This window comes from Komagataeibacter ossonobensis, from assembly GCF_057359305.1.
Window position 1 is genome coordinate 23350 of record NZ_JBXAYQ010000007.1, and the last position, 22434, is coordinate 45783.

The following is a 22434-nucleotide window of genomic DNA, read 5'->3' on the forward strand; positions in this document are numbered from 1 at the left end:
AGCAAACGTGTGCACACGACCCCGGTTGCCCCATTGTCGCGCGCGGTTGTGATGCGGACATGAAAAAAGCGCCGGAACCATTCCGGTCCCGGCGCTTTCGTCCATAAGGCCTTCCCGGAGGGAAGCCGTTATCAGACGGAGTAGTACATTTCGAATTCAGCGGGGTGCGGCGTGTGTTCGAACTTGTAGACTTCTTCCCACTTCACGGCACAGTAGCTTTCGATCTGGTCCTTGGTGAACACGTCACCGGCCAGCAGGAATTCGTAATCGGATTCCAGCGCCGTCAGGGCTTCACGCAGGGAGCCGGCAACCGTCGGGATCTGCTTCAGTTCTTCCGGCGGCAGGTCATACAGGTCCTTGTCCATCGCATCGCCCGGGTGGATCTTGTTCTTGATCCCGTCGAGGCCAGCCATCAGCATGGCGGCGAAAGCAAGGTAGGGGTTCGCGGTCGGATCGGGGAAACGGACCTCGACGCGCTTCGCCTTCGGGCTGGTCGCGTACGGGATACGGCACGAAGCGGAGCGGTTGCGCGCCGAGTATGCCAGCAGCACGGGCGCTTCGAATCCGGGGATCAGGCGCTTGTAGGAGTTGGTGGACGGGTTGGTGAAGGCGTTCAGCGCCTTGGCGTGCTTGATGATGCCGCCGATGTAGTACAGCGCCTCATCCGACAGGTCGGCATAGCCATTGCCGCCGAATGTGGGCTTGCCGTCGCGCCAGATGGACTGGTGAACATGCATGCCCGAACCGTTGTCGCCATAGATCGGCTTCGGCATGAAGGTTGCCGTCTTGCCATAGGAATGGGCAACGTTGTGCACGCAGTACTTGTAGATCTGCATGAAGTCGGCGGAGCGGACCAGCGTGTCGAACTTGGTGCCCAGCTCATGCTGCGACTGTGCGACTTCGTGGTGGTGCTTTTCGATGGGCAGGCCCATCTCACCCATGGTGGTCAGCATTTCGGCGCGCAGGTCGCCTTCGCTGTCAACCGGGGCTACGGGGAAGTAACCACCCTTGACGCCGGGGCGGTGGCCCATGTTGCCTTCGGGGTAGTCCTTCAGCGAGGCGCCGGGGCCTTCGATGCTTTCCAGCTCGTAGGTGCCGAAGTTCGGGCCGGTGCCGAAGCGCACGCTGTCGAAGATGAAAAATTCGGCTTCGGGGCCGAAGAAGGCGGTGTCGCCGAGGCCGGTGGACTGCAGGTACTGTTCGGCCAGCTTGGCGGTCGCGCGCGGGTCGCGGTTGTAGAACTGCCCGGTGGACGGTTCGACAATATCACAGATCAGGATCAGCTGCGGCTTGGCGGAGAACGGGTCCATAACTGCGGTGGTCGGGTCAGGCAGCAGGATCATGTCGCTTTCGTTGATGGCTTTCCACCCGGCGATGGAGGAGCCGTCGAACATGAAGCCTTCGCGGAAGGTGTCTTCTTCGATCGTGGTGACGTACTGGGTGGTGTGGTGCCACTTGCCACGCGGATCGGTGAAACGCAGGTCAACCATCTCGACCGCGTTTTCCTTGATGATATCAAAGACCTTCGCGATGGCCTTGGCGGAATGTGACGGCGTGGAGGCCGCGGCCGGGGCCTGTGCTTTTTTTGCCATGTTAATTTACCTGTCCTGACTTTGGTGTGCCGTTCCATGCGGCGCGGCGGCTATGGTTACGGAAACGGAAGGCTGCTGTCGATAGGCCTGCGGTCATGGAAGCCATATTTGCATCCCTGACCTCAGACCGCATCGGCGCCGCGCTCACCTGTGCGGATACGGATGACATCCGTGACGGGGGTGACAAATATCTTGCCATCGCCAATGCGCCCCGTGCGGGCGGCCGCCATGATGGCTTCTATCGCGCGCTCGGTCATGTCGTCGGGACACACGATTTCCAGCTTTACCTTGGGCAGGAAGTCGATGATGTATTCCGCGCCACGGTACAGTTCCGTATGGCCTTTCTGCCGCCCGAAGCCCTTGGCCTCCGTGACGGTGATTCCCATCAGACCGATTTCATGCAGGGCCTCCTTCACCTCGTCGAGTTTGAAGGGCTTGATGATGGCCTCGATCTTTTTCATGCTGCTGTGTCTGTCTTCCGTCTCGTGGCGTAAGGTCCGCGGTGCCGTCTGTCTGGCGCAGGCAGGGTTGCATGGCTTTGGATTTCAGGCAATCGGATGATAAGGCAAAAAACACGCACGCGCGCGCGTCCTGATATGCGCGCCGGGACAGGATGATATGATGAAACCCGCCAACTCGCTGCTTTCGGGGCTGCCGACCACCATTTTTTCAGTCATCTCTGCGCTGGCGGTGAAACATGACGCCATCAACCTCGGTCAGGGTTTTCCCGATACCGAAGGGCCTGCCGACATGGTGGATGCCGCAGCCGACGCCCTGCGTGACGGGCGCAACCAGTATCCCCCGCTTGCGGGCCTGCCGGAACTGCGGGCCGCCGTGGCACGGTCCAATGCGCGCTTTTATGGAATTGCGGTCGATCCCGCGCGTGAAGTGGTGGTGACATGTGGTGCTACGGAAGCGATTACCGCCTCCCTCATGGCACTGGTCAACCGGGGCGATGAAGTGGTGGTGTTCGAACCGTTATACGACACGTACATGCCGGTTCTGGACATGCTGGGCGCGGTCGTGCGCAAGGTGCGGCTGACACCGCCGCACTGGGACCTGCCGCGGGCGGAACTGGCGGCTGCCTTCAGCCCGCGCACCAAGGCGATCTTGCTGAATACACCCATGAATCCGACCGGGAAGGTGTTCACCCGCGATGAACTGGAGTTCATCGCCGGCCTTGTTGCGCGCCATGATGCCTATGCGGTGTGTGACGAGGTGTATGAACACCTGACTTTCGGCACGATTGCGCACCTGCCGCTCATGACGTTGCCAGGCATGCGTGAACGCACGATCCGCATTGGCAGCGCGGGCAAGAGCTTTTCCATGACGGGATGGAAGGTTGGTTACGTCACGGCTCCCGCCCCGCTGGCTGACCTGGTGATGAAGGCGCACCAGTTGCTGACATTCACTGTCGCCCCCAACCTGCAGCGTGCGGTGGCCATGGGGCTGGACAAGGATACCGCCTATTTCCACCAGCTGGCGGAAGGCATGCGCGGCGCGCGTGATACCCTTGCGGATGGGCTGTCGCGCGCGGGCCTGTCGGTGCTGCCATCGGATGGCAGCTACTTCCTGATCGCGGATATCGCGCCACTTGGCTTTGCGGGGGATGATGTCGCGTTCTGCCAGCAGATGATCCGCCATGTGGGCGTGGCCGCGATTCCGGTCTCGGCTTTCTATGACAGCAGGGGCACGGATATCCCCGCCCGCTATGTCCGTTTTGCCTTCTGCAAGAAGAAGGAGGTGATCGCGGGCGCCGTAAAGCGGCTGCAATCCGTGCGTGAACGGCTGTGCGCAGGAAATGTGGTGGAAATCCAAAAAGGATAGTTGACGTACGCGTACGGATTTTCTAAATGACTGCGCAGTTGTGGCGGACGTAGCTCAGTTGGTAGAGCGCCGGTTTGTGGTACCGGTTGTCGCGGGTTCAATCCCCGTCGTTCGCCCCAACCCACCTTTCCTGAAAATAACGAATATGACGTGTGGCGGCAGGCTATTGCCCGGGTCGCGCGAATGTGCGTTCCAGCCCGGCCAGTAGCGGCGAGGGTGTAAGCCCCAGTTGCGTGCGCATGGGAGCAATGTCGAAAATCTTGTCTTCCATCAGTCGCCGCACCTCGGCTGGCGCAATATGCGGCAGGCCGGGCAGGTGGATTCGCGCCGCCGCCATAAGCATCCATCCGGGAACGGATGCGACAGGCCGTGGGCGCAGCCCCGCCGCGATCGCGACATGGCGCGTGAAATCACGATAGGTAACCTGATCCCCACCCGCGATGACCAGGCTGTGCGGCCCATCCCACGCGTGGTTCAGGGCAGCAAGGATGGCGCGGGTCACATCGCCCTGCCATATGGGCTGGATGCGTGATGTGCCACCACCGGGCAGCGGCAGGATGGGCAGGCGGCGCATGAGGGTGGCAAGGCGCTGCACGTTATCCTCTCCCGTTGCGCCATAAATCATGGTCGGGTGCAGCAGCACGCCATGGCGGCCTGAGCGGACAAATGCCTGCGCGCCTGCCATCACGCCACGCGCATGCGCGTCGGGCCAGCGGGTAAAGATACGGGTGCTGCCCAGCGCCACGATCCGGGCCTGTGGCGGCGCCGCCGCCAGCACGGCGGGCAGGTGGCGGGCATGGGCGGTCAGGACAATGGACGTGGCATCAGCCAGTGCAGCGCGCAGGCGGCCGGTATCATCGCGCAGGTCAGCCACACGGGCCGGATACGCCATGCCCGTCGCCCGCCACCGGGACAGGTTGCGCATGACGGGCACAACGGGCCGCCGGGCCGCCTTCAGCGCATGGCACAGCGCCAGTCCCGACCGGCCGGTCGCGCCAATGACATGCACCGGCCCGGCATCGGTCATCAGGGTGTGGAGATGGTCAGGCCCAGCGGTGCGGCGACTGACGGATCCCCGGCCATGGACAGGGCAACACCCAGCATCATCAGGTTGACAGGCTTCATCGGGCGCAGGGCGATCTGCAGCGGGTGGTCCTGCGGTGACTGCAGGAAGCGGCCCATGGCGCGCATCGAGGCATCATCGGACGTGCTGAGCGTGGTCAGCAGGTTCTGCCGGTAGGTATCCACATCCATGTCACGGCTTTTGGCCAGACCGGCCACCACGTGATTGGCCAGCGACAGGTCGTCCCACGTCATGGCGGCGGAGACGATCCGCGCGGTTTCGGGAATGATGGCCATGTCGTCAAACGGGATCTGGTCCAGTTCGGACACCATGGTCAGGTTGCCCATGTCGGGGGATTCGATGGTCAGCGGTTCCAGATGCACACGACCCGCGCTGCGGTCGCTGGTGCTGTTGGCGTGGATGTTGCCGCTGAAATGGTCATAGCCGAAAGCATTGAGGATGGACGGGTTGTCCGTGCCGGTGGACCACAGGGTCAGGTGATCCAGCTTCGTATCCATCTTGTCTTCGGTTTCGGTGGAAAAGCGCGACGTGGTCACATGGTCGATCTGCAGCATGGGGTGGGTGCTGTCGATTTCCACCTTCTTCAGGTCCATCGTCTGCGGATGGCGTTCATGCACCAGATGCCCCGACTGGATCAGGCTTGCGACCTCGCTGGCGAAATCCGGGCCGTCCACCACGATATGATCGACGGAAATGCGGCGTGTCGGTGTCAGGTTGATCTGCGTCGCCAGCCGGTCAAGGTCCAGATGCGATGCGCGGCCCATTCCGTACTGGCTTACGGTCATGCGCCCGATGGTCACGTCCGTCTGGCTGGCGGGAATGGCCAGATGCATGTTGGTAAATGTCCCCTTGTCCAGCACCAGGGAATCGAAACCCAGCGGGCGGGCCATGTCGCCCGCCGCACGCGCGGTGTTGGGCAGGACAAGGTTGCCCAGTTCCACCTGATCCAGCGATATGGTGTTGGAGGTGGTCATGACCTTCACGTTGCGCAGCACCAGACTGCCGATCTTCTCGCCCTGCACGTTATTGCCGGTCAGCCCACCCAGCCGCACGTCGGCCGCGATCAGCGTCATGGCGGGGTTGTGGTAGGTGACAGCGGTGAAATGCGCACCCCGCGCCAGCGTGCGCGGGCGCGCCGTGGCGTAGCTGAACGTGGCGTCAGGCCCGATGGAGGCCCGGAAGTCGGCAATGCCGGCCTCCAGCCTGCGTTGGGCAAAGTGGTGCACCCCCCAGCTGCCGACCAGCAGCACAAGTATAAGCAGGGGAATGGCGGGATAGAGTTTCTTCACGAGCCTGATATCCGTAATGACCTTGAACTGAGTGCTATCGCATTCCAGCCCCCTTGGGCAATCGCCAGCGGGCAGAGAGCTGCGGAAAGATGTGCGGTATCATGATACCACACACGTTTTTTTACCGGAAAAATGCCGCCTGTACGGGATTATGTGCTTGACGTTCGTGTCCCGTACGGATGATAACGCGCCACCTGTTACCGCTACATTACTGGACGGAACACTGAATCCATGAAGACCACACTTTCGCTGAAACCCGCAGAGGTGACGCGTGGCTGGACCCTGATCGATGCCGAAGGCCTCGTCCTGGGTCGCCTGGCGACCATCATCGCCCAGCGCCTGCGCGGCAAGCACAAGCCCCAGTTCACCCCGCATGTTGATTGCGGCGACAACATTGTCGTCATCAACGCCGAGAAGGTCCGCCTGACCGGCAACAAGGTGGACCAGAAGCTGTTCCACTATCACACCGGCTATCCCGGTGGGATCAAGGAACGCACCATCACCCAGCGCCTGACCGGCAAGAACCCCGGTGATGTCGTGCGCAAGGCTGTCGAGCGCATGATCACCCGTGGCCCGCTGCAGCGCGCGCAGATGAAGCACCTGTATGTGTATGCCGGTAGCGAACATCCGCACGAAGGGCAGAAGCCGCAGGTTCTCGACGTTGCGTCAATGAACCGCAAGAACGCCGTGAACACCCAGAAGGTCGGGGGCTGAACAACATGTCCGAAACCCAAGAACGTACAGGCACGCTGGCCGACCTCAAGGAAGCGGTTGCTTCCGGCCAGGTTACCTCTTCGCAGGAAGCCGCACCCGTTTACGAAGCCAAGCGCGATGCGCAGGGCCGTTCCTATGCCACGGGCCGTCGTAAGGACGCCGTGGCCCGCGTGTGGATCAAGCCGGGCAAGGGCGACATCATCGTCAATGGCCGTCCGGTCGGCACCTATTTCGCACGCCCCGTGCTGCGCATGCTGATCACCCAGCCGTTCCTGGTTGCTGATCGCTACAACCAGTTTGACGTGTACTGCACCGTTGTCGGTGGCGGTCTGTCCGGTCAGGCTGGTGCGGTCCGTCATGGTATCAGCCGTGCGCTGACCCATTACGAACCCGCGCTGCGCAGCATCCTGAAGGCTGCTGGCTTCCTGACGCGCGATTCGCGTGTTGTTGAACGTAAGAAGTACGGTCGCGCCAAGGCCCGTCGTTCCTTCCAGTTCAGCAAGCGCTGATCCTGTCTATCCCGTGGCGTGCCACGGGATACGGGTTTTGCAACGGGGTCGGTCCAGCAATGGACCGGCCCCGTTGTGCATCAGGCGTGCCGGATCGGCGCGGTATCAGGCAAAGGGGTTGGCGACCTTGGCCGGTTTGCGGGGCGGCAGGGAATCAGGCAGGTCCTTCTGCGCTTCCAGGGTCGTCACGACCTGCTGCATGAAGGCCAGCAGCGCGCGTGCGCGTTCCAGCCCGGCTTTGTCACGACTCAGGTCCGTCTGGCCGTAAAAGGCGATGCTGTCGGTGCTGTTTTCCACCGTCATGCCACCAATGGTACGGCTGGCGCTGTTATCGGCAAAGGGGACCAGCGCGTCGGTGGCTGTCGGGTGATGGGCGGTCATGATCTGTCTCCTGCAAAAAAGAAAGGGGCTGGTCACCACCGGTAATAGGTATGCCGGCTGCGGCGGTGGTAACGGGTTGTCCTGCGTGTGTGGGGACGTGTCGTGCCCAACGGCAACGTCATGCAGGTCTGCTTCAGGCGTGCGGGCAGGGCGGGAAAGGGATCGATCCCGGTAATATGGGTCAGTTCCGCCACGCTGACATGGCTGCAGCCGGGCGTGCGGGCGACGTTATGGCATACGTAAACCCCCGTCTGTTCACGGCGCGGGTCATATATGGCCTTCCATGTCGAGGTTGGCACCAGCACGCGATCCGCCCCGATGGCCGACAGCGTGCGGCCATGGAAGGCGGGGCCGGTCACGACATACAGTTCCCCTTCACGCAGGGTCAGCCTGCGCACGGCCGATTCGATTTCCTCCCACCTGCCCCGGTTCAGTGCGGCGCGTTGCGGCACGATATTGGATAGCAGGAACGTCTCTTGCTGTGTCTGTTCGTCGGGCATGTCGCCCGAGGGGCTCATATGCCCCCGGTCAAAGCCGGATCGGACATAATCTTCCAGTTCCGCCCGCGCCCCGGGCGCAATGCGCGGGTCAGGGTGGAAGTCCCCCCGGCGCGGGGTGGACATGGCCGCGCGGATCATGGCGGTATCAAGATGTTCCGCCGACCACAGGGGTTCGTGTGCCAGCCCGGAATACAGCACGGCATAGCGGGCATTGCACAGCAGTTGTGTCCGGGGCGACAGTTTTGCGTTGTCCAGCGTTGGCAACTGCTGCCCCGCCCCCAGTTCCGCACACCCTTCGGCGTGTGCGGCATGGGATGGGAACAGGGCCACAAGCCAGACCAGAAGGGGCAGGACATACCGTGTCATGCGAAGGGCAGGGCAATGTCGGGACACGGTCTGGCGTTATCCATCTGTTCTGGTAAAATGGGGCTTATCCATGAAACATCTGATAAGGCAGGGCAATGGCCGAGCAACCTGATTCAGGAAATCCCGGCCCGCAGGATTCCTTCGTCCTGCATCGTCGTGAACTGCCCCCCACGCGGCGCGAGCGCATGCTGCGCATCGGCCTGCGTGTGGTGACGGTCGTGCTGCTGGCGGCGGCGTTGATCGACCTCGTCATGCAGCTTGCCGGACATGGTCGTTAAGGAACTGTTGGCTAATAACAAGGAAGTTTTTGGTGAAGCTTTTTTCTGAAAGCTTCAGAAGAACGCCGCCTTTTTAAAAAAAGACGGCGCCAAAAAGCTTTTATGTTTATTTATCAATCATTTTTCCCTTAAGGGGAACGCGTCCCTGCCGTTGTGGCGGGCGATGGCAGGTCGGCTGAAAAGCCGCTTCTGGACAGGGCAATGGTCACGTCTATCGTTTCCTGATTGACCTGCGCATCAAATTCCCGGTCCACCACCGGGTTCTGCGCCATCGTCATCATGTCGCCAAAACGCAGATGCGCCCAGTCAATGCGGTCATGTGCCTGACGGGTCACGTCAAAATTCACCATGGGGTGCGGCGTACCGTTCGGGGCGGTGTAGGACCATGCAAAATGACAGCGTACGGGTGCGCCGCGCTGGGTAAACAGTGTGTGGACGAAGCCGGGCGTCACATCCATCTGCAATGTGTTCATGAGATAATGCGGCGCCTGCTTCTGCAGGGCGGGTGTGACCTGCGTATTGAACAGTCCGGCCTGAATCATTTCGGGCATGTGGGCCATGAAAGTGGGCTGGTTTATGGTCATTTCCACCACGCAGGGCGCGGTCTGCGCAAAGCGGGTTTCAATACCCCATGCATGCGCGGTCGTCTCCGTTCCCATGATGGGCGCGGGATAGGTGGCTGATGCGGCATGTGCCACATCCATGCCACCCATAAGGGCCAGGACCAGAACGGTCCCATGCAGGGTCCGCCGTGGCGGGACAGGACATTCGGGATGGGTTGGACGTGTCAGGCTAGGCAAGGGTCGGCACCGGTCTGTGTAAGGTCTTGGTGAATTGTCAGGGTGACAGGAAACAGCTTTTGTCCCCCTGCTGTCACGGGGGGTGTGGGCATGTCAGCCCTGCCCAGTATGGGCGGCCTGCAACGTCGTGGGCAAGTCCTGTCATATACCGTGCATAGGGCAGGTGATGGGCTGGTATGTCGGTATATTGCAGTTCATGGCAATTATTATTGCGGACCATTCATGTTCTGCATGTATTGTTTTGGTATCTGTCTGTCCATATTGTCATCAGTCATTGAAATGCCACAATAATCGTCTTTTTCATGCCCTGCGGTCCCACTGCCACGCTCTGGCGGGGGCGTGTCACATAGCCCGGACCATGGCTGTCAACCAATTGTGGCCACAGGGTTTTTTCGGGATATGTGATGATGAAACTCCTTCTGCCCTGCCGCGTTTGCGGCGGGTAATGGAAATCAGAAGAATATTGCTGGTGGCGGTCTGTCGATACGGTCTGCCCATGGGGTGGTCGTGCCATTCAGGCTGGCGCAACCGGCAGTTCGGGTCAGGGAACCATGTTTGAGTCAAAGATCATAGAAGTGGATGGCGTGTTCGTGGGGGCGGCCATCATTACGGGCATTGCGTCCTCGCTGCGTTTTTACGCAACCCATGACAGCGTGCGCAGCCTGCACAACGCCATCCTGCCCGATCTGGTGGCGCTGAAGCAGCGGGTGACGGCGACATTTCGCCGCATGGGGCATAAGGCCGTCACCTTCCGCGAGGTCTAGCCACATAACGCGCGACGCCCCGGTGGGAACCTGTATCCCGCCGGGGCGTCGGTGTCGGAAAAGACTGTCTGAACAGTCTGCAATCCCAAGAAAGTTTTTGCTGAAGCTTTTTTCAAAAAGCTTCAAAAGAACGCCGCCTTTTAGAAAAAAGGCGGTATCCAAAAACTTTGATTATTTTCCAACAGTCTGCCAGGTCGCCGGATATATCAGCGGCTGGTGCGGCGCCCAAGCTGACTGACATCACGCACGGCGCCGCGCGCGGCACTGGTGGTCAGTGCGCTGTAAGCCTGAAGGGCGACGGAGACTTCGCGCTGCCGGTCTGGCTGCCACGCCCGGTCGCCACGTTCTTCCATTTCATCGCGGCGGGCAGCCAGTTGCGCATCGGTGACGGTGGTGCGCAGGACGCGGTTGGGAATGTCGATCTCGATCGTATCGCCTTCATGCAGAAGGCCGATGATGCCGCCTTCCGCCGCCTCGGGCGAGATATGGCCGATCGACAGTCCCGAACTGCCGCCAGAAAAGCGGCCATCGGTAATCAGGGCGCATTTTTCAGCCAGTCCCTTGGATTTAAGATAGCTGGTCGGATACAGCATTTCCTGCATCCCCGGCCCACCCTTCGGCCCTTCGTAGCGGATCACCACCACGTCGCCCGGCACGATCTTATTGCCAAGGATGGCAGATACGGCCGCGTCCTGGCTTTCGAAAATGCGGGCCGGGCCGGTAAAGGTCAGCAGGTTATCGGCAACGCCTGCGGTTTTGACGATGGCGCCATCTTCTGCAAGGTTGCCAAACAGCACCGCAAGGCCACCGTCCTGGCTGTAGGCGTGTTCCGAATCACGGATCGCGCCATTGGCACGGTCGGTATCCAGCGCCTTGTACCGGCTGGCCTGTGAAAATGCTTCCGTGGTGCGCACGCCACCGGGGGCGGCGCGGAAGAAGGTGCGGGCGTCCTCATCCACCGTATCGGCGCTGATATCCCATTTGGACAGGGCTGCCGCCATGCTGGGTGCATGCACGCTGGGGGTGTCCATGTGCAGCAGGCCCATGCGGGCCAGTTCGCCCATGATGGCGGGAATGCCACCGGCGCGGTGCACGTCCTCCATGTGGATATCCATGCGCGATGGCGAGACCTTGCACAGGTTGGGCACCTTGTGGGACAGGCGGTCGATGTCGGACATGGTGAAATGCACCTTGCCCTCATGCGCTGCCGCCAGCAGGTGCAGGACGGTGTTGGTCGACCCGCCCATGGCGATATCGACCGACATGGCGTTTTCAAACGCGGACTTGGTGGCGATGCCGCGCGGCAGGACCGTGGCGTCGTCATTTTCATACCAGCGGCGGGCAAGGGCGACGATTTCACGGCCCGCGCGCTCGAACAGTTCGCGGCGGTCGGCATGGGTCGCGACAAGGCTGCCATTGCCCGGCAGGGCAAGGCCCAGCGCTTCGGTCAGGCAGTTCATGGAATTGGCGGTGAACATGCCCGAGCACGAACCGCAGGTGGGGCAGGCGGAGCGTTCGATCGTGGCCGACTGTTCATCCGTCACATCCGAATTGGCCGCCGCCACCATGGACGTGATGAGGTCAACCTGCTGTTCGGTGCCGTTATTGATGATCTTGCCCGCTTCCATCGGCCCGCCGGAGACGAAGATGGTCGGTATGTTCAGCCGCATCGCCGCCATCAGCATGCCCGGCGTGATCTTGTCACAGTTGCTTATGCACACCAGCGCGTCGGCGCAGTGGGCGTTGACCATGTATTCCACCGCATCCGCGATCAGTTCGCGCGACGGCAGGCTGTACAGCATGCCGCCATGGCCCATGGCGATGCCGTCATCCACGGCAATGGTGTTGAACTCCCGCCCGATGCCACCGGCTTCGGCCACCGCACCGGCCACAAGCTGGCCCAGGTCCTTGAGGTGGACATGACCGGGCACGAACTGCGTGAACGAATTGGCGATGGCGATGATCGGCTTGCCGAAGTCACCATCCTTCATGCCGGTTGCACGCCACAGGCTGCGCGCACCGGCCATGTTGCGGCCATGGGTCGTAGTGCGGGAACGATAGGCGGGCATGACGGTGACCTCTCGCGACAAAGGGGTTAGCATAGGGGAACGATATTGCCTGCCCGCATACAGGACGCGCGGCCTGCGCGCCAGTCCAAACCTGCCGTTAACCGTGGGCGGGTAGGGAGGGGACGGGCACGGACCGCAACTCCATCTGCGGCCAGTCGTTCATCTGATACCTTACCCGTCATTGCACAAGGAGCACGCGCGGCATGCCAGAACCGGACCGTCAGGATGGATCACCCAGCACACGGCGGCGTGGCGTGCTGGCGCAGATACGGTTTCCGGTGCTGGGGGTTCTGGCGGTTGCCATGCTGGCGCTGGTCATCTTCTGGTCATGGGACTGGTTCATCCCGATGGTGGAACGCCGGGCGGAGGCCGCGCTGGGTCGCAGGGTCACGATCGCGCACCTGCATGTGCATCTGGGGCGCGTGATCCGTATTACCGCCGATGACGTACATATTGATGAACCGGACGGGTTTGACACCCTGCCGCCATTCGCCACGGCGGACCACCTGATGGTGGGGGTCAATCTGTGGCACCTGCTGGGGGGCAGGATCGACCTGCCGGTAATCGCGCTGGACAGGCCGGTCGTGGAACTGGATGAAAAGCGTGATGGCAGCGCCAATTACCATTTCCCCGGCAGCAGTGATGGCGGGTCCACTGCCATGCCGCAGATCGGGGAACTGAACATTGCCGACGGGCAACTGCATTTCGTGCATGCGGGCCTGCGCAGCAACATGCGCGCGCAGGTGCATACCACGCCGGCGAAGGCGGATACGCAGGCCCGCATCGTTGCGGATGTGCGCGGCACCTATACCGGGCAGGCCATTACGGGGCATTTTTCCGGCGGGGCGCTGGTGTCACTGGCGGACAGGACGAAACCCTATCCCATTGATGTCGATGTGCATCACGGCCCCACGCGCCTGACGCTGGTGGGATCGGTGGATGACCCGCTGTCGTTCCGTGGCGCGCGCCTGAAGCTGACGCTGGCGGGACCGGACATGTCGCTGCTGTATCCGCTGACGGGCGTGGTGATCCCGCAGACACCCACCTACCATGTGGCGGGTAGCCTTGATTACCATGACCGGCGCGTGCGCTTTCATGACTTCGAGGGCATGGTCGGGTCCAGCGACCTTGGCGGCACGTTGAGCGTCGATCCCCACCAGGCGGTTACGTTCGTGGATGCCGGCCTGCATTCGCGCCATGTGGACCTTGCCGATCTTGGCGGTTTCTTCGGGGCGACACCAGGGGATCATCCCTCCACCACACAGCAGGCGGCGGAACAGAAGGCGCATGAGGCCAGTGGCGCCGTGCTGCCCACCACGCCCATCAACCTGCCCAAGCTGAAGGCCACCAATGTCCATCTGGCCTATCACGGGGACCATATCGAAAACCGGCATGTGCCGCTGGATAACATCGATGCGCTGGTGGATATCCGCGACGGGACGATTGATGTCCATCACCTGAGTTTTGGTGTGGGCAAGGGGAAACTGGCCAGCAGTGGCACCTTCGTGCCGCAGGGCAATGGCGTTGATGCCCGCATCCGGGTCGATATGGAACAGATCGACCTGTCCCGCCTTATGCAGGCGCTGGGTAATTATCAGGGGCAGGGGACGATTGGCGGCCATATCATGGTGCATGGCCATGGGCAGTCGCTGGCGCAGATCGTGGGCGATGGCAATGGCGGCGTAACCATGGCGCTGGATGAAGGCGGGGATATTTCCGCCATCCTGCCCGACCTGCTGGGGCTGGAACTGGGCAAGGCGCTGCTGTCCGCCCTCGGGCTGCCAGCCAAGACCGACCTGAAATGCCTGATCGCGGACATGCCACTGCGTGATGGTGTGTTCCATACCAAAACCATGCTGATGGAAACGGGCGATACCTCCACGGTGGGCAAGGGGGATATCAATTTCAGTGACAACACCATCAAATACGCCCTGCTGACACGGTCGCGCCATTTCGCCATCGCATCCTTCCCCGGCCCGCTGCACATTACCGGGCCGCTGAAGCACCCCAGCATCATGCCCGGGGCAGAGGTGATCGGCCGGGCCGTGGCGTCGGTGCTGACGGGTTTTGTCTTCTCCCCCGTGGGCCTGCTGCCCACGATCGAGGCAGGTGTTGGCAAGCAGTCGTCATGTGCCGAGGCGATCAGGGAGGTGAACGAAAATCCTGCCGCCGGGATCGCGCCCCATGCCTCTCGTCCCGTCCGCCATGCCGCGCATGGCCGCAGGCCCCCTGCAACACAGCAGGCCAATGGTGCGGTTTCTGGGAACCTGAGCCGTGCGGAACGCGAACATATCCGCGCCGTGTGGGCGCAGCGGATGGCCGCGCATTAAAGGGGAATCCCCGCTTGACCATGCGGGGCATTTCGGCAAAAAGGGGAAACAGGTGCAGTGATGCGTCCGATCGTGGGCGTGCTTCATTGTCATGCCGGGTTAGCACAGTGGTAGTGCAGCGGTTTTGTAAACCGAAGGCCGGGGGTTCAAATCCCTCACCCGGCACCAGTTTTTTTCTGAAAAATTACAGTGATTCTGTGCGGCATACGTTGCGCATATGATACCGGCCAGACAGTCGGCATGGTGATTGCCAAACTGATCCATGGACCGTCCGGCAGGTGCTTGGGAATGATAAAAGCTTTTGGGCGCCGCCTTTTTTAAAAGGCGGCGATCTATCGAAGTTTTTTGAAAAACGCTTCACCAGAAACGTCCTTCAGGCGAAAATACGCTCCATCCATGCTTCGACCGTATCGCCACTGCTGATGGCAGGGTCGATCAGGCCATCCACCATGAAGGTGGGGGAGGCATGGATACCGTTCTGGCGACTGTATTTACACTGCCATTTGATGGCTTTCTGCAGTTCCGGCACGGCAAAGGCCGGCGTCAGCTTCACGCCGCTATAATGTTCGATCCGTCTGATGATGTCGTTTGGCGTCGCGTCCATGTTGGGACCGGCGCAGTGATCGGTAAATTCGAATTCCTCGCGGTGCGCCGCCACGGCTGCCATGACGGTACGGGCTGTCTCCTTGCCCCCTTCCAGTGTGGCGGCAGCAAGGATGCACCGTATGATGACACCGGAAAACATGTGCCATGGCTGGGATTGCAGGCGGATCCTGATGGTGATCCGGTCCGCGCCAGCCTTTTCCAGCAGGTCGGGCAGTTTGCCGAAGGCACGGCACGAAAACGGGCAGGTCGGCTCAAGGAAAACCTCGAAAATACGCGGGCCATGGCCCCATACAAGCGGATCGACATGCAGGGGGGATGGGGTTGCTGGCATTGCCTGGATTCCTTCATGCTGACGGGGTGAGGGGCAGTTTCCCTCCATGGAACATGGGCGGGGCCTGCCGGTTCATCCAATGTCTTTTTTACCCCACGGATGGGACATATGCCTAATGGACCACTGCGGGCCAGTCGTGGTCGTGCATATAGGCAGTCCGCTGGAAATGCTGCATAAACGCAACGTTTCCCTTTTCCCGGAAATCTGTAATGAGAGGTCCCGCAAAACAGAAAGAGGTTTTTGGTGAAGCTTTTTTCAAAAAGCGCCAAAGAATACCGCCTTTTTGAAAAAAGGCGGGACCCAAAAACTTTTATTATTTTCTATCAACTGATTGTCCGGAAACAATTTCCAAGGTGGTAATGCATGGTCCGTACCCTTTTGCTCAGGAATGCGCTGCGTCTGGTTACAATGGATGCCCAGCGGCGCGAAATCGAAGGGGGATGGGTACTGATACGTGACCGGCAGGTCGCGGCCATCGGAACACCTGCGGACCCGTTGCCTGTGGCTGATGATGTCATTGACATGACAGGGCATGTGGTGATGCCGGGCATGGTCAATACCCACCACCATATGTACCAGACCCTGACGCGCGTCATTCCGACGGCACAGGATGCCTCCCTGTTCGGGTGGCTGCAGGCGCTCTATCCCATATGGGCGGGCCTGACACCGGAGATGATCCGCATTTCCGCCTGCACGGCCATGACGGAACTGCTGTGGTCGGGTTGCACCACCACCAGCGACCATCTGTACCTGTTTCCCAATGGCGCGCGGCTGGATGATGAAATCGAGGCGGCTGGGCAGATGGGCATACGTTTCCATGCCGCCCGTGGCGCGATGAGTGTTGGCGAAAGCAAGGGCGGCCTGCCGCCGGACCGCGTGGTGGAGGATGAAGACGCCATCCTGGCGGATACGCAGCGCGTGATCGAAACCTATCATGACCCGGCGCCACTGGCGATGTTGCGGGTGGCCGTGGCGCCGTGTTCGCCGTTTTCCGTCAGTCGTGATCTTATGCGCAATGCGGCTCACCTTGCGCGTGCGACAGGCACAATGCTGCATACCCATCTGGCGGAAAATGCCAGCGACATTGCCTACAGCCGTGAAAAATTCAACATGACCCCCGCCGAGTATGCCGAGGACACCGGCTGGGTCGGCCGGGACGTCTGGCACGCCCATTGCGTGCAACTGGATGATGCCGGCATTCATCGTTTTGGCGTGACCCATACCGGCATGGCGCATTGCCCGTGTTCCAACATGCGGCTGGGGTCGGGTATCGCCCCGGTGCGGCGGATGGTGGCGGCAGGCATGCGCGTCGGGTTGGGGGTGGATGGTTCGGCTTCCAACGACGGCAGCCATATGCTGGGGGAAGCCCGTCAGGCCATGCTGCTGGGACGCCTGCTGCCCGCGGGCAATAACCAGCCCATGATGCAGGCGCGTGAAGTGCTGGAACTGGCCACACGCGGTGGCGCCTGCGTGCTGGGACGTGATGATGTCGGCTATCTGGCCCCCGGCATGGCGGCGGATATCGTGGCGTTTGACATGCGCGGGATCGACCATGCGGGCGCGCAGTCCGATCCGGTGGCGGCGCTGGTGTTCTGTACGCCGGGGCGGGTGGCATGCAGCATCGTCAATGGGCGGGTGCTGATCCGCGATGGACAGTTTACGGCGCATGACCCGGCCGCACTGGCCCGGCGGCATAACGTGCTGGCCCGCGAACTGCTGGAAAAAGCCTGATCAGGAATGACAAAAGTTTTTGGGTGCCGCGTTTTTTCAAAAAAGGCGGCGTTCTTCGAAGCTTCTTGGGAAAAGCTTCACTAAAAAACTTCTTTATGATTCCAGGGATATTCCAGACGGTTCCTGTCCAGTCGATCAGGTGCGTGAAGAGCGCCGTTTATAGGTGCGGTAGCCCATCCGCCCCAGAATTTTCATGACCGGCAGGCTGAGGTTGAGCAGCCCCTGTGACGCCAGGCAGGCGTGGGTGAACAGTTTGTCAAAGACGGAACTGAAAATTTCCCGGCTGCTGCGTTCGCAGCATTCCAGAATCCGTTGCGCCGTGACATCCGGCTCCTGTGGCTGGTCGATGAAATTGTATATCGACCCGCCTGCATCCATTTCATGGCGCAGCATCGGCGTATTGACGCTGGCGGGATAGATGGATGACACCTGTATGTGCCGGGGACGCAGTTCCTGTTCCAGCGCACGGGCAAAACCGCGCAGGCCGAATTTGGCCGCCGTATAGACACTGCTACCCGCCAGCGGAAAAACCGCGGCCATGGAATTGACGAATACGATATGTCCCCCGCGTCGCATCGCGGGCAGCAGGGCATTGGTCAGTTCAATGGGGGCGGTCAGATCCACCGCAATCTGGTCGGCGATTTCCTGCGTACCCATCTCGCCAACTGGTCGGGGCGTGATGATGCCCGCGCAATGCACGATAACGTCAAGTTGCGGCGCATGCTGGATAATCGTTCTGGCAGCCTGGCATATGCTGTCCATATTGGTCAGGTCACATACGACGGGCGTGACACCGGGCATGTCCATCTGCGCCTGTCGGGATAATATGATTACCTGATAGCCACACCCGATCATGCGGCGTACCAGTGCCTGTCCAATGCCGCCGGTTGCCCCGGTCACGACGGCGACCCGTCCTGTCGTGGGCCTGCTGATTCTGTCGTTTAAATAACTCTTTTCCAACGAACTACATACTTCCCTGACCGCAATGTCCTGTCGTAGCGCCTGATACGCGCCAGACCCGACATTCCGCAAGGGATTTTCCCTGCGGTGCAAGGGAATGCCTACCCCCTGTCTGATCGTATCCATGATATCTGTAATAAAATGATACGTCGATAACCCTTTATTCCCGCGCATCAATATACCGGCATACCCCGGCAGGGGCATGAATGGTGTTATACTGTATTAGTGTTATGCCTGACGTGTACAGCACCCGTCTGGCAGGAAATTTGCGATACCGTTGCCCGATGGACGCAATCAGTGACTGGCAATCTGATCCGGGCGTAGGGCGCGGGCCGTTTCTGGCAGTACCATGAACTGCCTTTATTGCCAGGCTGACCGGATCCGGTACACGCAGGGACGTGCATCCGTGACAGCATGCCGCTTTCAATCCCATGTCATCCATACCGGTGTGTCACGGGACGGCACACTGCCTGGAACGACGCTATGGTGCCATGCGGGTCATCTGGCTGGTCGCGGGCACAACTGCGACCGGAACGGCTGCCTTTCCAGCCGATGGGGCGACCATCGCCCGGATGACTGGTTGCTGCGATTACGGCCCGATGGGTATGCGGACAGGCGTGTCCGCATATCGTGGAAGCATCGGACTAATTCTTATAGGTTGCTACTGTGCCGCTGGTGACGGTGCTGGCGCAGGCGGGGCTGCCGGTTTGGTTTTCTGTGCCGTATCAGGCTGGTAACAGGCAATCAGGGGTTCCAGTATCTTGGCTGCTTTCTGATAGCCGCTTGGTGTCAGATGCACGCCGTCGTCTGCACGCAGGCGCACCTTGGATCCATCGACACCTTCGCCATATGCGGAAAAATGTCCATTGTCGGAAAAGGCTGTCCATAGCGGTACGAACTGGGCACCGTTCCCGGCCGCCTGATCCTGGAAAATGGTATTCAGGATCGCCATGTCAGCGGAGAATTCTTCATCACGCACCATGGGATGCCCAACCCAGATCACCGGGATATGTGCATTTTTCAGCGTCGTCATGATGTCACGTACGCGCGCTGAGTAAATTTTTGTAAAATTCGCCAGTTGGGCCGGATCAACCACACCATGCACCCTGACCGGAGGTCTGTCATTGGCGCCAAACATGACAACGGCAACATCGGCATGCTCGGTCGCCGCCAGATTATGAACCTCGTCCGGCCAGTTAAAGAATGATACGGACACCAGACCGGTGGAAATCTTACTATGGTCCAGGACACGCATGTTCCTGTTGGTGCGATAAAGCCATCGCAGCCCACCCGCCAGGCCCTGGGCCTGTGAATCACCAATCACCAGTATGCGCCCGGTTTCACCAGACGATGCATGGCAGACCGGTGCCGGGGACGGGGTCGTAACAGGCGCGGGGGAAGCCGCATCGGAGGATGTAGCAGGTGTCGCCTGCGCAGTGGCAGAAGGCGCTGCCGCAGCAGGAGCCGGAGCAGATGCAGGGGCCGACAAACCGCCCGGGGAGGTTCCGGTTGCAACAGCCGGTCCCGGGGTCTGTGCATTGGCACCAGCACATAGCGCGGAAAACAGCACAGTCGCGCACATCAAATGGCGAAGCCGACCTTGAGACATATTGTTCTTTTTAAGCCAGCCGGAAGAAAAAATCATAAACGCCTCAAAGGTATTCGCAACAGATTGATGCGCGACAAACGGAATTGAACCAAGCAATCCCGATATGGATAGCTTGTAATTATAATGCAGTTTCAAAGGAGCGGTGCGGATTGATAGATCTTGATTCTGCGACTCAACTCCAGCAGGCGGAAATATTTAATATTTTATAAATATTACCACTGGAATATCAAAATTGAAACTGTACACATTTATAGATGTTTCCTTACTATGATCCTTTAAAGGCGTCAATCTTTCTCGAAACAATTCGTGGCGTCATCACTGCGAATCTGATCATTCCTGAAGTAGAGTCTGGTCAGGAAGGGGGTAGATGACTGAAACTCGACCAATTTTCGGAAGAACAGGGCATCAACATGCCGCATGCCACGTAATGGCATGCGGGTGATTACCTGCGGTCGGGTGGTTGCGGTGTCAGGTATGCCTGTGCTGCCATGTCCGGGACGGGGCCTGTCAACCACGTTCATAACGTTTGCTGGAAACGGGGCGACAACCTGTTATATGGCTGATTGAACAGGCAGCCTTTGCGACAGTGTACAAAGCAAGAAGAAGTTTTTGGTTGGCTTTTATTTATTAAAAAATTGATTTTAAATGATTTTTTTACTGGAGGGATGTTTCCGCTTCCAGCGGCAGCCTGGCCTTCTTGTCTTCGGCCAGCAGGTCAAGGCTGACGGGACGCCGATTGAGCTTTTCTGAATACATCCAGCTATGCAGAAGGACTGTCTCGATCCAGTTGCGGATCTTGGGATTGGGAATGGCTTCCAGAAAAGCAAGGGATTCATTGGTGCCGTGTTCGGAAGCATTCCAGTGCGCCACCGCTGTATGGCCGACGGCATAACTGGCCAGCAGTCGGATAAGATGATTATTGATATGCCCATCATGCGCAAGTGCCATCAGGTAACGCTGTCCGATCAGCAGATTGACGGAAGGATTACTTAAATCCTCATTGCGTCCACCGACGAAATTTGCGGCTGTGCGTGGCATTAGTTGCATCAGTCCCCGCGCACCGCTTCTGGAGACCACGGTCGGCTGGAAACGGGATTCAATGGAAATGATTCCATATATAAGCGCCGGGTCCACCACAAACCCACCGCGTGGCGTGAAACGTTGTGGCAGATCGATGGTATGGCCCGGCACAAGTTTACTGGTCTCCATGCGACCGGATGTTTCGGCCGCATCCCCGACCGTGTGTACGATCAGCCCTATGGACCGGCGTGCATTGGTATTTTCCGCATTTACCCAATCCGTGCGCAGTTCGGTCTCGGCCAGGTCCGCACGTCCAACCTGAAGCAGCGCCAAAGCCCGGTGGCCTGCGGGCCGGGCGGAAACCGCATTGACATCCACAACGGTCGGCACACCTGCATCAGCCATCTGCGGACCGTTTTTATTGATGGCACGCCGTGCGAGCACCCCATAAAAGCAGTCCTTGCAACGGGCGCTCTGTACAAGCCAGCGCAAGGCATCCTTCGTATTGCCGATACGCCCGGTTGCGCGGCTTGCCCACCAGGCGGCTGCGCTACGCAGGTCGCGGGAGGCCGTGTCGGCATTCGCGGCCCACGCGAATAAAAGTTGCGCCTGCTGCATCTGCTCCAGCCGCCAGGCCGACAGGCCCGCATAGAACGCGACCTTGCCACTTGTTTCCTTGATGGCGGGTGTAGTCAGGGCCTTGTTGAGAACGACCTGATCCTGCCCCTGTATATAGAGATTTTGCGCATCCGCGGCATTAATGCCCCCGCCGGATGCCCGATTTCCACTGGCAGGGACTTTTATCGGGAATCCCGCCGAGACATCGGCCGGCAGGTCGCTGCGGGATTGCAGCAATGCCTGCATCATCGGCGTGGCCGGGAGGTCCGGGTAATGGGCCAGCCAGTCCCTCAGCATGGGTGTCGTGCAGGTATAGGATGTATGGAGGCACCGTTCAGCAAGGACGGTACCGGTCAGGCTGCCGTCCTTTACCTGTTTCAGCAGGGCATCGGCCTGGTCGAAATTGCCAGCGGACTGATCCGCGAAGGCTGTACGGATACGGGTGGCATCACTGGGAGAAAGCGGATGGAGGAGCGCCGTCTGTCCCTGCTGCATGGCCACTTCATCTGCCCGGGAGCGGCTACCTGTAATATCAGATGCCTGGCAAGATGTTGTTGCCAAAGAAAAAATGGCAATAGAAGCAACGGCAGAAAGAGTTGCCATCCTGTGCTTCAGGGACTGTGAAATATACCGCATGATCATGACCAATAACAGATATTTCAAAATCAAGAAATGCCGGAATTACACTCTGATATCCTGCTCGTGACAGTCCACCGTTCTTCCAGACATGCGTCCGGGATTCTGGCCACGCATCAGTAGTGAGCAGGCCTGTTCCAGGTGGCTTTCCGCAGCGCAGGAAAGGCCGTGCGGCCCCGCATAAGGTCACGCAATGTATCCGGACCCGTTCCATCATGTCATACCCGCATCAGGGCGACCGGGTGCCTCACCAATCGGTTTCGCGCTCCGGCAGTATGGTACCTTATTGTGGAAATCTGGTGGTCATGCCTCGGTCGGGTGGGAATGCTTTGCTGTTTTTTACCATGTCCTGTCATATGAACGCATGACTTCGGTCCGCGGTTTCCGGACTGTCATGTCGTGTGCGTGAAGGGGCGTGGC

19 protein-coding genes and 2 tRNA genes are annotated in these 22434 nt (G+C 60.0%); 9 read left to right on the forward strand and 12 right to left on the reverse strand.

Annotated elements, in window-relative coordinates; translation table 11 throughout:
• Positions 1-131: 131 nt before the first annotated feature.
• Both glnA and AC1RQ9_RS06905 read right to left on the reverse strand, forming a co-directional pair.
• Positions 132-1592, reverse strand: coding sequence for a type I glutamate--ammonia ligase (glnA, locus tag AC1RQ9_RS06900; RefSeq protein WP_193733372.1), 1461 nt, complete (start codon positions 1590-1592; stop codon positions 132-134).
• A gap of 122 nt (positions 1593-1714) precedes the next feature.
• Complete coding sequence (locus AC1RQ9_RS06905; protein WP_010510184.1) at positions 1715-2053, reverse strand: P-II family nitrogen regulator; 339 nt, start codon at positions 2051-2053, stop codon at positions 1715-1717.
• 160 nt (positions 2054-2213) lie between these two features.
• Between AC1RQ9_RS06905 and AC1RQ9_RS06910 the strand changes: the two genes are divergently transcribed.
• Positions 2214-3419, forward strand: coding sequence for an aminotransferase (locus AC1RQ9_RS06910; RefSeq protein WP_485986196.1), 1206 nt, complete (start codon positions 2214-2216; stop codon positions 3417-3419).
• 43 nt (positions 3420-3462) lie between these two features.
• A tRNA-His gene (locus tag AC1RQ9_RS06915) sits at positions 3463-3538 on the forward strand.
• A gap of 44 nt (positions 3539-3582) precedes the next feature.
• On the opposite strand, the gene AC1RQ9_RS06920 is transcribed toward AC1RQ9_RS06915, so the two are convergent.
• Together AC1RQ9_RS06920 and AC1RQ9_RS06925 are read right to left on the reverse strand one after the other, a co-directional pair.
• Positions 3583-4446: an SDR family oxidoreductase gene (locus AC1RQ9_RS06920; RefSeq protein WP_485986139.1), complete on the reverse strand. Its 864-nt coding sequence runs from the start codon at positions 4444-4446 to the stop codon at positions 3583-3585.
• The gene (locus AC1RQ9_RS06925; RefSeq protein WP_193733374.1) at positions 4446-5792 is read right to left on the reverse strand and encodes a hypothetical protein; all 1347 of its coding nucleotides are present in this window, start codon (positions 5790-5792) and stop codon (positions 4446-4448) included. Before AC1RQ9_RS06925 ends, AC1RQ9_RS06920 begins: the two co-directional genes overlap by 1 nt.
• 231 nt (positions 5793-6023) lie before the next feature.
• Here AC1RQ9_RS06925 and rplM point away from each other — a divergent pair, with 231 nt between their 5' ends.
• Both rplM and rpsI read left to right on the forward strand, forming a co-directional pair.
• Positions 6024-6506: a 50S ribosomal protein L13 gene (rplM, locus tag AC1RQ9_RS06930; RefSeq protein WP_010510192.1), complete on the forward strand. Its 483-nt coding sequence runs from the start codon at positions 6024-6026 to the stop codon at positions 6504-6506.
• Between the two features lie 5 nt (positions 6507-6511).
• Positions 6512-7015 (forward strand): 30S ribosomal protein S9, encoded by a 504-nt coding sequence (gene rpsI, locus AC1RQ9_RS06935; RefSeq protein WP_025439615.1) that lies wholly within the window; start codon positions 6512-6514, stop codon positions 7013-7015.
• Between the two features lie 105 nt (positions 7016-7120).
• On the opposite strand, the gene AC1RQ9_RS06940 is transcribed toward rpsI, so the two are convergent.
• On the reverse strand, positions 7121-7396 hold the full coding sequence (locus AC1RQ9_RS06940) for a hypothetical protein (RefSeq protein WP_485986140.1): 276 nt from the start codon (positions 7394-7396) through the stop codon (positions 7121-7123).
• Positions 7397-7428: 32 nt separating this feature from the next.
• Positions 7429-8262: a DNA/RNA non-specific endonuclease gene (locus AC1RQ9_RS06945; RefSeq protein WP_485986197.1), complete on the reverse strand. Its 834-nt coding sequence runs from the start codon at positions 8260-8262 to the stop codon at positions 7429-7431.
• A 95-nt stretch (positions 8263-8357) separates the two neighbouring features.
• Here AC1RQ9_RS06945 and AC1RQ9_RS06950 point away from each other — a divergent pair, with 95 nt between their 5' ends.
• A complete protein-coding gene (locus AC1RQ9_RS06950) occupies positions 8358-8540 on the forward strand; it encodes a hypothetical protein (RefSeq protein ID WP_010510200.1) in 183 nt (60 codons plus the stop codon).
• 128 nt (positions 8541-8668) lie between these two features.
• Here AC1RQ9_RS06950 and AC1RQ9_RS06955 read toward each other — a convergent pair whose 3' ends face one another.
• On the reverse strand, positions 8669-9340 hold the full coding sequence (locus AC1RQ9_RS06955) for a hypothetical protein (protein WP_485986141.1): 672 nt from the start codon (positions 9338-9340) through the stop codon (positions 8669-8671).
• 551 nt (positions 9341-9891) lie between these two features.
• Between AC1RQ9_RS06955 and AC1RQ9_RS06960 the strand changes: the two genes are divergently transcribed.
• Complete coding sequence (locus AC1RQ9_RS06960; RefSeq protein ID WP_485986142.1) at positions 9892-10104, forward strand: hypothetical protein; 213 nt, start codon at positions 9892-9894, stop codon at positions 10102-10104.
• A gap of 206 nt (positions 10105-10310) precedes the next feature.
• On the opposite strand, the gene ilvD is transcribed toward AC1RQ9_RS06960, so the two are convergent.
• On the reverse strand, positions 10311-12173 hold the full coding sequence (gene ilvD / locus AC1RQ9_RS06965; protein ID WP_485986143.1) for a dihydroxy-acid dehydratase: 1863 nt from the start codon (positions 12171-12173) through the stop codon (positions 10311-10313).
• 203 nt (positions 12174-12376) lie between these two features.
• On the opposite strand from ilvD, the gene AC1RQ9_RS06970 reads away from it, so the two are divergent.
• Entirely contained in the window at positions 12377-14503 is a 2127-nt protein-coding gene (locus AC1RQ9_RS06970) for an AsmA family protein (RefSeq protein WP_485986144.1), read from the forward strand.
• Between the two features lie 93 nt (positions 14504-14596).
• Positions 14597-14671: transfer RNA gene (locus AC1RQ9_RS06975), tRNA-Thr, on the forward strand.
• 205 nt (positions 14672-14876) lie between these two features.
• Here AC1RQ9_RS06975 and AC1RQ9_RS06980 read toward each other — a convergent pair.
• Entirely contained in the window at positions 14877-15440 is a 564-nt protein-coding gene (locus AC1RQ9_RS06980) for a DsbA family protein (RefSeq protein ID WP_485986145.1), read from the reverse strand.
• 363 nt (positions 15441-15803) lie between these two features.
• On the opposite strand from AC1RQ9_RS06980, the gene AC1RQ9_RS06985 reads away from it, so the two are divergent.
• On the forward strand, positions 15804-17171 hold the full coding sequence (locus tag AC1RQ9_RS06985) for an 8-oxoguanine deaminase (RefSeq protein WP_485986146.1): 1368 nt from the start codon (positions 15804-15806) through the stop codon (positions 17169-17171).
• A 135-nt stretch (positions 17172-17306) separates the two neighbouring features.
• Here AC1RQ9_RS06985 and AC1RQ9_RS06990 read toward each other — a convergent pair whose 3' ends face one another.
• The 3 genes from AC1RQ9_RS06990 to AC1RQ9_RS07000 form a co-directional block, all read right to left on the reverse strand.
• Positions 17307-18071 carry an SDR family NAD(P)-dependent oxidoreductase gene (locus AC1RQ9_RS06990; protein ID WP_485986148.1) on the reverse strand — a complete coding sequence of 255 codons (765 nt, stop codon included), beginning with the start codon at positions 18069-18071 and terminating at the stop codon, positions 17307-17309.
• A gap of 721 nt (positions 18072-18792) precedes the next feature.
• On the reverse strand, positions 18793-19620 hold the full coding sequence (locus AC1RQ9_RS06995) for an SGNH/GDSL hydrolase family protein (protein WP_485986149.1): 828 nt from the start codon (positions 19618-19620) through the stop codon (positions 18793-18795).
• Between the two features lie 774 nt (positions 19621-20394).
• Positions 20395-21873 carry a lytic transglycosylase domain-containing protein gene (locus AC1RQ9_RS07000; RefSeq protein WP_485986150.1) on the reverse strand — a complete coding sequence of 493 codons (1479 nt, stop codon included), beginning with the start codon at positions 21871-21873 and terminating at the stop codon, positions 20395-20397.
• Positions 21874-22434: the final 561 nt, after the last annotated feature.

Excerpts from the sequence above, each read along its gene's own strand:
- AC1RQ9_RS07000 (WP_485986150.1), bottom strand. The coding sequence starts at position 21,873 with ATGCAGCAGGGACAGACGGCGCTCCTCCATCCGCTTTCTCCCAGTGAT.
- AC1RQ9_RS06970 (WP_485986144.1), top strand. The coding sequence starts at position 12,377 with ATGCCAGAACCGGACCGTCAGGATGGATCACCCAGCACACGGCGGCGT.
- ilvD (WP_485986143.1), bottom strand. The coding sequence starts at position 12,173 with ATGCCCGCCTATCGTTCCCGCACTACGACCCATGGCCGCAACATGGCC.
- rpsI (WP_025439615.1), top strand. The coding sequence starts at position 6,512 with ATGTCCGAAACCCAAGAACGTACAGGCACGCTGGCCGACCTCAAGGAA.
- rplM (WP_010510192.1), top strand. The coding sequence starts at position 6,024 with ATGAAGACCACACTTTCGCTGAAACCCGCAGAGGTGACGCGTGGCTGG.
- AC1RQ9_RS06985 (WP_485986146.1), top strand. The coding sequence starts at position 15,804 with ATGGTCCGTACCCTTTTGCTCAGGAATGCGCTGCGTCTGGTTACAATG.
- AC1RQ9_RS06905 (WP_010510184.1), bottom strand. The coding sequence starts at position 2,053 with ATGAAAAAGATCGAGGCCATCATCAAGCCCTTCAAACTCGACGAGGTG.
- AC1RQ9_RS06980 (WP_485986145.1), bottom strand. The coding sequence starts at position 15,440 with ATGCCAGCAACCCCATCCCCCCTGCATGTCGATCCGCTTGTATGGGGC.
- AC1RQ9_RS06950 (WP_010510200.1), top strand. The coding sequence starts at position 8,358 with ATGGCCGAGCAACCTGATTCAGGAAATCCCGGCCCGCAGGATTCCTTC.
- AC1RQ9_RS06920 (WP_485986139.1), bottom strand. The coding sequence starts at position 4,446 with ATGACCGATGCCGGGCCGGTGCATGTCATTGGCGCGACCGGCCGGTCG.
- AC1RQ9_RS06940 (WP_485986140.1), bottom strand. The coding sequence starts at position 7,396 with ATGACCGCCCATCACCCGACAGCCACCGACGCGCTGGTCCCCTTTGCC.
- glnA (WP_193733372.1), bottom strand. The coding sequence starts at position 1,592 with ATGGCAAAAAAAGCACAGGCCCCGGCCGCGGCCTCCACGCCGTCACAT.
- AC1RQ9_RS06910 (WP_485986196.1), top strand. The coding sequence starts at position 2,214 with ATGAAACCCGCCAACTCGCTGCTTTCGGGGCTGCCGACCACCATTTTT.
- AC1RQ9_RS06960 (WP_485986142.1), top strand. The coding sequence starts at position 9,892 with ATGTTTGAGTCAAAGATCATAGAAGTGGATGGCGTGTTCGTGGGGGCG.
- AC1RQ9_RS06945 (WP_485986197.1), bottom strand. The coding sequence starts at position 8,262 with ATGACACGGTATGTCCTGCCCCTTCTGGTCTGGCTTGTGGCCCTGTTC.